Below are 9,432 nucleotides of genomic sequence, written 5' to 3'. Positions count from 1 at the left end.
AGCACCGTCCACCACCGCCGGCCGGTCGCCGAGGGCGGTGGCCATGGCGGCGATGCGGGCATGCACCGGCTCGAAGGCCTCGGCGGCGACCGGTGCGTTCCAGGCGGCGAAGCGCGCCTGCTCATCCGCGGTCAGCAGCGGCACCTCGCCCACCAGCTGCCCGGCATCCGCAACAAGACCAGACAGAAGCGTCTCGAAATGGCGGCGCAACCGCTCGATCCTGTCATGGTCATAGAGATCGGTCGCGTAGGTGAAAGAGGCCTCGATCCCACCGCCCTCTTCTTCCACGGTATCGAGGGTCAGGTCATAGCTGGCCATGGCGCTGTCGAGCGCCATCGGCTCCACCCTCAGACCATCCATCACGGAGGCGGCACTGCCATCGCGGCGCTGGTGGTTGAACATCACCTGGAACAGCGGGTTGTGGCTGAGGCTGCGCCCCAGCTTCAGCGCCTCCAGCAGCTGTTCAAAGGGAAGATCCTGATGCGCCTGCGCCCCCAGCGCCGTTTGCCGGACTTGATCGAGCAGGTCGGCGACGCGGTCACGCCCGTCGATCCGCAGGCGCAGAACCTGGGTGTTGACGAAGAAGCCGACCACGCCTTCGCACTCCGCACGGTCGCGGTTGGCGACCGGCACGCCGATGGCGATATCCCCCTGCCCGCTGTGGCGGTGGAGCAGCATCGTGAAAGCCGACAACAGCAACATGAACAGCGTGGCGTCGTTCTCGCGGGCGAAGGCGCGCAACGTCCCGGCCAGTTCCGCACCGAGCGTGAAGCGAAGGATGGCGCCACGGTGGCTCTGCCGCGCCGGCCGCGGCCGGTCGGCAGGCAGTTCCAACGGAGCCCGCTCTCCCCCCAGACGGTCGAGCCAATAGGCGAGTTGCCGCTCCGCCTCGCCCGCCTCCAGCATGTTCTTCTGCCAAAGGGCGTAATCGGCATAGCGGATCGGGGGGTGCGGCAGGTCGACCCTCCCGCCCTGCCGGATGGCCCCGTATAGATCGGCGAACTCCCGGATCAGCACGGCCATCGACCAGCCATCCGATGCAATGTGGTGCATCGTCACCAGAAGACGATGGTCCTGCTGCCCCAGTTGGACGAGGCGCGCGCGCAGGAGCGGGCCGGTTTCCAGATCGAAGGGGGCCTGCGCCTCCTCCTCGATCAGGCGGCGGGCCGCACGTTCGCGCCCGTCGGCCGGCAGATGGCTCAGGTCGTCGACCGCCAGCCGGAATTCGGTATCGTCGAGGACGGTCTGCACCGGTTCCCCGTCGCCCTGGCGGAACACAGTCCGCAGAGCGGCATGGCGGCCCAGCAGACGTTCGAAGGCGCGGGACAGCGCGTCGCGATCAAGATCCCCGGCGAGGCGCGTCGCGCTGAAAATGTTGTTGGCGCCGCTGTCGGGATCGAGCTTCCACAACGCCCACATCCGGCGCTGCGCATGGGACAGCGGCACCTCCGTGGCCGGGGCGAGGTCCGCCGGGATCGGCAGCAGCGAAAGGTCCACGGCCTCGTCGCGCATGGCGCGCCAGAACAGCTTGCGCTTTTCCACCGGCAGGCCGATGAAGCGGCGGACCAGGTCCACGGAGTCTTGAGCAACCATCTGGAATTTCCCATCGCCGGCTGGCTTGACGCTGATCCGGCCGCCGGGGGTTCCGGTACGGTCGACCGGGGCGGCCAGACTGTGCGCGGCGCGCCATCAGGCACACCGCGGTCTCCAGTAGTGACGAAGCAGGGACGGCCGGATTTACCCCGCCGGTTCGGAATCGGCGGCGGCGAATGGTGTGTGCTCGCGGATGCTCGGAGTCAGCGGGCCGAAACGAGGAGTTCGCCGTCCTTGGACGCGAGCGTCACCGGCAGCACCCGCGGAAGGGACGCCGCAACGCGGTCCAGATCGGCGACGTCATACACGCCGCCGATGCGCATCGCCCCCACCTTGCGGTCGGCCAGCCTCAGCGGCTGCGACAGATAGGGGTTCAGCAGGGGCACCGCTTCGGCCAGCGTGATGTTGTCGAACACCAGCCTGCCCTCGCGCCAGGACAGGATCCGCAGCGGATCGACGTGCGCAACGCTGCCGAACCGGCTGTCGCGGGCGAAGCGGCCCTGCATGCCGGGCATCAGCCGCAAAGGCTCTCCTCCCGCCGCCGCGTCGGGGCTCACGGTGACCGATCCCTCCGCCAGCGTCACGGCGAGATCGCCGTCATTGGCCCAGACATTGAACTTCGTCCCCGTCACCCGGACCCGATGACCGGCAGTGAAGACGGTGAAGGGCCGTCCGGCATCGTGCGCGACCGCGAAATAGGCCTCGCCATGGTCCATCAGGACGCTGCGCCGGTCGCGGAACTGGGCATAGAACAGGGTGGTGTGGACATTCAGGTCCACGGTGGAACCGTCGGGCAACTCGACCATGCGGTGCCGGCCGCCGCCGAGGAAGACATCGACACGCCCCGGCAGCATGCCGAACGACCAGCCCACAGGCCAGCAGGCGGCCAGGGTCGCCGCAATGCAGGCCGCCATCGCCCAGCGCCGCCACCGTGACGGAACCCTGACGGCGGCGGACCGCGCTGTCCGCCCGCAGCCCGGCGCAGGGTGTGCCGCCGCCGTCCCGGGAACCGCAGTCACCCGCGGGCGCAGACCGGCGGACAGGCCCCAGATCTCCCGCATCGCATCGAATTCCGCCAGATGGCGCGGGTCCATCAGGCACCAGCGTTCGAATGCGGCGCGATCGGCGTCGCTGACCTCGGCCGATTGCAGGCGCAGGCACCAGTCCGCAGCCTCTTCGGTCACGCGGTCATCGTCGGAAGGATAAGACGGAGGCATACGGGCGCGCTCGGCTCCGGAAGGCGTTCGGCAGCTATAGGGCAAGCAGGGGATGGATCGCAAGGCGAGCCGGACGGAATGGACTCTACGCGAGGTAATCGGGCAGGGAAACCTCCGCGTCCGCGGCGCCGGCTGCGACCTTCCGTGGCAGGCAAGGGCACGGGGTGGGAGAGTAGGCACGGATCGGGGGGCCGGTTCCGGGAAGCAGGCCGTCGGGAAAAGCGGTTCCGGAGGATAACGGTTTCAGTTTCGCCCCGCTCGTTCGTCCTAGTCAGGACGGCCGCGCGCATCCGCCTCCACGGCGGAGCCTTTGTGCCGGCCACCTTCGCTCCCGTCCCGCAGGAACCCCGATGCCGACGCCACCCCGCACCAGCTTCGCCGCTCTGCTCCAGTTGCTTCGCCCCTTCTGGCCGATGCTGACCGCCGCCACCCTGCTGGGGGTGCTGGGCGGACTCAGCGTGACCGGGCTGCTGGCCACCATCAACCGCATCCTGCATGCAGGCGATAGTCCGGGCGCCGGGATCCTGCTCGCCTTCGCCGGCCTGTGCGCCCTGGCGCTCGCGGGCTCGGTCCTTTCCGACATCGGCACCAACCGGATCGGGCAGAAGGTCATCGCGCGGCTGCGCAAGGATCTGGGCGACCGCATCCTGACCGCGCCGATCGATCAGCTCGAGCGCTACCGCAGCCACCGCCTGATCCCCGTGCTGACCCACGACGTCGACACCATCAGCGACTTCGCCTTCGCCTTCGCGCCGCTGGCGGTGTCGCTCAGCGTCACGATGGGCAGCCTGTGCTACCTGGCGGTGCTGTCCTGGCCGATGTTCCTGGCGACGGCCGCCGCCATCCTGATCGGCAGCGCCGTGCAGTATGTGGCGCGCGTCCGCGGCATCGAAGGCTTCCACGAGGCGCGCGCCCACGAGGATGAGCTGCAGAAGCATTACCGGTCGCTGGCGGAAGGGGCGAAGGAACTGCGCATCAACCGTCCGCGGCGGCTGCGGCTGCAGAGCGAGGCGCTGCGCGGCACCATCGACCGCATCTGCGACATCCAGATCCGGTCGATCAACCTCTTCGTCATCGCCAAGGGATTCGGGTCGACGCTGTTCTTCATCGTCATCGGGGTGGCGCTCGGCGTCGAAGCGCTGTGGCCCAGCACTGACCGCGGGACGCTGAGCGGCTTCATCCTGGTCCTGCTCTACATGAAGGGGCCGCTGGAGCATCTGATCGGCACCCTGCCCATCGTCAGCCGCGCCCAGGTCGCCTTCCGCCGCATCGCCGACCTGTCGGCGGAGTTCGCCTCGCCGGAACCGCATCTGCTGATGAAGGACGACGCCCGCCCGCCCGCGACCATCGACCGGCTGGAGCTGCGGAATGCCCGCTACATCTACCCGCCGGCCGGACCCGACGTGGAGCCCTTCGTGCTCGGTCCCGTCTCGCTGCGGGTCGGCCGCGGCGAGATCCTGTTCATCGTCGGCGAGAACGGCTGCGGCAAGACCACGCTGATCAAGATGCTGCTCGGCCTCTACCCCCCTCACGAAGGCCAGATTCTGCTGGACGGCCGGCCGGTGACACCGGAGACGCGCGACGATTACCGCCAGCTCTTCACCACCATCTTCGCCGATTATTTCCTGTTCGACGACCTGATCCAGGCGAACGACAGCGTGCCGGAGGATGCCCAGGCCTATCTGGAACGGCTGGAGATCGCCCATAAGGTCAGCGTCGTCGACGGCGTGTTCAGCACAACCGACCTGTCCACCGGCCAGCGCAAGCGCCTGGCCCTTCTCCAGGCCTGGACCGAGAAGCGGCCGGTGCTGGTGTTCGACGAATGGGCCGCCGACCAGGATCCGACCTTCCGGCGGATCTTCTACACCGAACTGCTGCCGAGCCTGAAGGCGCTGGGCAAGACCATCATCGTCATCTCCCATGACGACCGCTATTTCGACGTGGCCGACCACCTGCTCCGGCTGACCGCCGGCAAGGTCGTGGAGGATCGCCAGCCGGCGCTGTGACGGAGCCTGGACGGGAAGCAGAAGTAAAAATGGGGCGCACCCGGTCGGGTTGCGCCCCATTTTCTTGCCGAAACACGCCGGTCAACCGGATTCCAGCATGTCCATCAACGCGCTCATCCGCGACAGCTTGGCCGGATCCGGCGCCGCCGGACGCTCGGCGACATGGGCGGCCAGCGCCCGCAAGGTGGCGTTGCCGAAGACCTGCCCCGGCGACAGGCCGATTCCGAAATCGCGGCGCAGACGGGCGATCAGCTGCACCGCAAGCAGCGAATGGCCGCCCAGCTCGAAGAAGTCGTCGTCAAGGCCGACGCGCTCCACCCGCAGCAGTTCTTCCCAAAGAGCCGCCAGCCGACACTCCAGATCCGTGACGGGCGGCACATGGGTCCGCTGCCTCGGTTCGGGCTGAGGAAGAGCCCGGCGGTCGAGCTTGCCGCTGGGAGTCAAAGGCAGCCGGTCGAGCCGGACCCAGAGGGTGGGGACCATATGGTCGGGCAGCCGTTCGCCCAGCCGCCGGCGCAACGACGGCCAGAGGGACGGCCAGAGGGCGTCGCCTTGCCGGCCGTCCTGCTCGACGGGAACGATGTAGGCGCAGAGCTGTCCGCCGCCCGGTCCTGCGACGGCGGCGACCGCCGCATTCCGGACCGCCGCATCCGCCTGCAATGCCGCCTCGATCTCGCCGAGTTCGATGCGCAGGCCACGGATCTTCACCTGCTGGTCGATGCGGCCGAGATACTCGATCACACCGTCCTCGCCGTGACGGGCAAGGTCGCCGCTGCGGTAGAGACGCCCGCCCGGCTCGCCGAAGGGATCGGGGATGAAACGGTCGGCGGTCAGGCCCGGCTGGCGGTGATAGCCGCGCCCGACCCCGATGCCGCCGATGTGCAGTTCGCCCGCCACCCCCGGCGGCACCGGATTGCCGCAGCCGTCCATTATGTAAAGGCGCAGTCCGGGCACCGGCCGGCCGGTCGGGATTTCGGCTGAGATGCCGTCCCAGCGATGGAAAGCGACGACATCCGCGCATTCCGTGGGACCGTAGCTGTTGTGGATGCGCGGTTTCGGCCCATGCCGTCTCTCCAGCCAGGGACGCAGCGCATCGGTGCGGATCGGCTCGCCGCCCAGGATCACGTCGCGCAGGGACTCCAGCTCCCCATTCCGTTCCAGCGCCACCAGCGGCTGGAAAGTGCTGGGGGTGGCATTCAGCGCGGTGATGCCATGCCGGGCGATCCAGTCCAGCAACAGTTGCGGGTCATAGCCTTCGCCTGCCATGTGCAGCTGACCGCCAACCAGGAGCGGTGCGAACAGGTTCTTCTGCGTCAGGTCGAAGGCGTGCGAACTCATCAGCAGTAGGCGGCTGCCGGCATCGAAGCCGACATGGTCGCAATACCAGCGCATCAGGTTCACGAACCCGGCCTGCGTCACCCCGGCCCCCTTGGGCTGGCCGGTGGATCCGGAGGTGTAGATCAGGTAGATCAGGTTGTCGGGTGCGCCGGCCGGCGGCAGATCATCGTCGGCGAACGCCGCCAGACGGTCCCGGTCGGCGTCCAGGCGGACCATCGGCAGACCGGCCGGCCTGGGCATGCCGCCCTGAAGCGTCTCCGAGGTCAGCAGCAGCGCGGCTCCGCCATCGTCCAGCATGTATGCCAGACGCTGCGGCGGGTAGCTGGGATCGAGCGGCAGATAGGTGGCGCCGGCCTTCAGAACCGCAAGAATGGCGACCAGCAGTTCGGGAGAGCGCTCAAGCGCGATGGCGACCCGGTCGTCAGGCCCGATTCCCTCGGCGCGCAGGAGGCGGGCCAGACGGTTGGCGTGGGCGTTCAGCTCACGATAGCTCAGGGTACCGCCCGGATGAACCAGGGCTGTCGCCTCCGGCTTGCGGCGGACCTGGGCTTCGATCAGCTGATGCAGGCGCTGGAGGGAAGGAGGCGGCAAGCCCGGCTCATCCTGTCCGCTCCAGTCCACCAGCACTTGGCGGCGGCGGTTGTCGCCCTCCAGCAGATCCAATGCCCCGACGAATGCTTCGGCATTCGACGCCAAGCGGTCCAGCAGGGCGCCGAAGAGTCGGGACAGCTCCTCCACCCGGCCGGTGTCCAACTGCTCGCGCCGGTAGCCGAAGGCCAGATCCAGCTTTTCCCCGGCCCGCACCGTCAGGGTCATGGCGTAATGGGTGTCGTCGACGGTCTCGGCGGCTCCGAATCTGATGGTGTGGTCATTGTGGTTTTTGATGGCCTCGTCGACGGGGTAGTTCTCGAAGACGAGGATGCTGTCGAACAGGGCCCGCGCGCCGCCGCTGGTGCCGAGGCTGGAGCCGGCCCAGCGCTGCACCTCGTGCAGCGGCGTGTGCTCGTGCTCGCGCATCTCCAGGTTCCGCCGCTGCAACCCGCGCAGCCACTCCCCCACCCGCTCATCCGATGGCGGACGCTCCACCACCGGCAGCGTGTTGATGAACAGCCCCAGCGTCTCCTCGACGCCGGCAAGCTCCGCCGGACGGCCCGACACCGTCGCACCGAACGCCACCGTCTCCTGCCCGCTGTAGCGTTGCAGAAGAAGCGCCCACGCCCCCTGCACCAGCGTGTTCAGCGTCACCCGCTGCGCCTGCGCGAACGCCTGCAACCGCCGCGTCGCACCGCCGTCCAGCCGCAGCCGCACAATGCCGTGCCCCGCCTGCGGATGCCGGCAGGGCAGGCTCGCCGCCAGCAGCGTCGGCGCCTCCAGCCCCGACAGGCGCCCGCGCCAGAAGCGCTCCGACGCCGCCGCATCCTGCCGCCCGAGCCACGCGATGTAGTCGCGGTAGCGGCCCGCCGCGCCACCGACCGCGCCGTCCACCTCCGCTCCCCGGTAGCGGCCCAGCGCCTCCGCCACCAGACGCGCGCTGCTCCAGCCGTCCAGCAGAAGGTGGTGGCTGGTCCAGATCAGGCGATGGCGCGCTTGGCCCTGTGGCCCCTGCCCCAGCCGCACCAACAGAACCCGCTGCAACGGCGGACGGCCAAGCTCGAAGCCACGGGCACGCTCCTCCCGCGCCAAGGCACCCAGAGCCTCCTCCAGGTCGGCGCCGGCGAGGCCGCGGTCGCGCCAGTCCAGCACCGACACCGCATCGCCCACCCGCTCCCACACCGCCTGCAATGGGGCAGCAAGCCGGCTGCCCCACAGGAAACTGGTGCGCAGCACGGCATGGCGCGCCGTCACCCAGGCCCAGGCGGCGGCGAAGCGGGTCTCCTCAAGCCCCTCCACCTCGACGGCGAGCTGCGTCACATAGGGGCTTTCGCCCTCCGCAGCGCCTTCCAGCGCATGGAACAGCATGCCCTGCTGCATCGGGCTCAGCGGATAGAGGTCCTCCACCTCGCGCGCCGGCAGCGCCAGGGCGTCCAGCTGCCCCTGCGTCAGCCCGGCCAGCGGAACGTCCGACGGCGTCAGCCCGCCGGCCGAGGACTCGCAATGCGCAACCAGTGCCCGAAGCTCCTCCCCATAGGCCGAGGCCAGCCCCTCCACCACCGGCGGCGCCAGCACCGCACGGCTGTAGCTCCAGTCGAACACCAGTTCCCCGTCATAGACCCTGCCGTCGATGCTCAGCCAGTTGCCGAGCGGGGCGTCGGCATCGAGACGGGCACCCGCCGGCTCGTTGGCCGGCACGAAGCGGGCGGTGTCGTCGAAGCTGCCGTCGAACTGGCCCAGATAGTTGAAGGTCACCCGCGCCTCGGGCAGGGCCCGCAGCGTTGCCTGTGCCTCCGCATCGCCCAGATGGCGCAGCACGCCGTAGCCCAGCCCGTTCGACGGAACCGACCGAAGCTGCTCCTTCACCGCCTTGATCGCTGCCTCCAGCTCCCCACCGGGGTGCAGATGCACCGGATAGGTGGTGGTGAACCAGCCGACGCTGCGGCTGAGGTCCAGGCCCGCCACCAGCTCCTCGCGGCCATGCCCCTCCAGCTGCACCAGCGCCGAGGCGGCGCCGCTCCACCGGCACAGCACCCGCGACAGCGCCGTCAGCAGAAGGTCGTTCACCCGCGTCCGGTAGGCCGCAGGCGCCGACGACAGCAGCCGTTTCGTCCAGCCCCCATCCAGCCGCGTCCGCGCAACCGCCGACTTCGCAACCGTCAGCGCCTCGGGAGAAACCGGCTCCGCCACGCCAGGCAGTCCGGCCGGCGCATCCGCCAAGCTGTCGCGCCACCAGGACAGCTCATCCTTCAGCGCCCCGCTCGCGGCGTGGCGGCGCAGCGCCTCGCCCCAGGACTGGAAGGACGCGGTCTTGGCCGGCAGCGCCACCGCCTCGCCCCGTTCCAGCTGCGTGCAGGCCAGCTGCAGATCCTCCAGCAGCACGCGCCAGGACACGCCGTCCACCACCAGATGGTGGATCGCCAGCAGCAGGCGTTGCTGTCCGTCATCCCCCCGCTCCACCAGCAGGGCGCGCAGCAGCGGGCCATGCCCGAGGTCGAGGCTGCGCTGGGCCTCCTCGCACAGCCGCTCCTGCGCCCCGGCATCGGCGGCGACGCGGTGCCACAGCACCGGCGGCACGGCATCGGACGACAGATGATGTGCCGTGCCATCCATCGCGAAGACCAGCCGCAGGGCGTCGTGATGGGCCAGCAGCGCCGAGAGCGTCCGCTCCAGCAGCGCCGGATCGG

Annotated in this window: 4 protein-coding genes; 1 reads left to right on the top strand and 3 read right to left on the bottom strand. The window is 69.5% G+C overall.

Annotation, left to right across the window (positions count from 1 at the left end; translation table 11 throughout):
* A partial coding sequence (locus TSH64_RS12540; protein WP_247872908.1) for a condensation domain-containing protein occupies positions 1-1,593 on the bottom strand: 1,593 nt, incomplete at its 3' end.
* Between the two features lie 203 nt (positions 1,594-1,796).
* Positions 1,797-2,777 carry a FecR domain-containing protein gene (locus tag TSH64_RS12535; protein WP_247872907.1) on the bottom strand — a complete coding sequence of 327 codons (981 nt, stop codon included), beginning with the start codon at positions 2,775-2,777 and terminating at the stop codon, positions 1,797-1,799.
* Between the two features lie 383 nt (positions 2,778-3,160).
* On the opposite strand from TSH64_RS12535, the gene TSH64_RS12530 reads away from it, so the two are divergent.
* Entirely contained in the window at positions 3,161-4,816 is a 1,656-nt protein-coding gene (locus TSH64_RS12530) for a cyclic peptide export ABC transporter (protein ID WP_109445384.1), read from the top strand.
* Positions 4,817-4,897: 81 nt separating this feature from the next.
* On the opposite strand, the gene TSH64_RS12525 is transcribed toward TSH64_RS12530, so the two are convergent.
* The coding region (locus tag TSH64_RS12525) for a non-ribosomal peptide synthetase (protein ID WP_199237548.1) at positions 4,898-9,432 on the bottom strand (4,535 nt) is incomplete at its 5' end.

Origin of the sequence: Azospirillum sp. TSH64 (genome assembly GCF_003116035.1) — a bacterium.
Taxonomy (GTDB): domain Bacteria; phylum Pseudomonadota; class Alphaproteobacteria; order Azospirillales; family Azospirillaceae; genus Azospirillum.
Note: the sequence above shows the minus strand (reverse complement) of the source record. Positions and strands in the feature narration are given on the sequence as shown.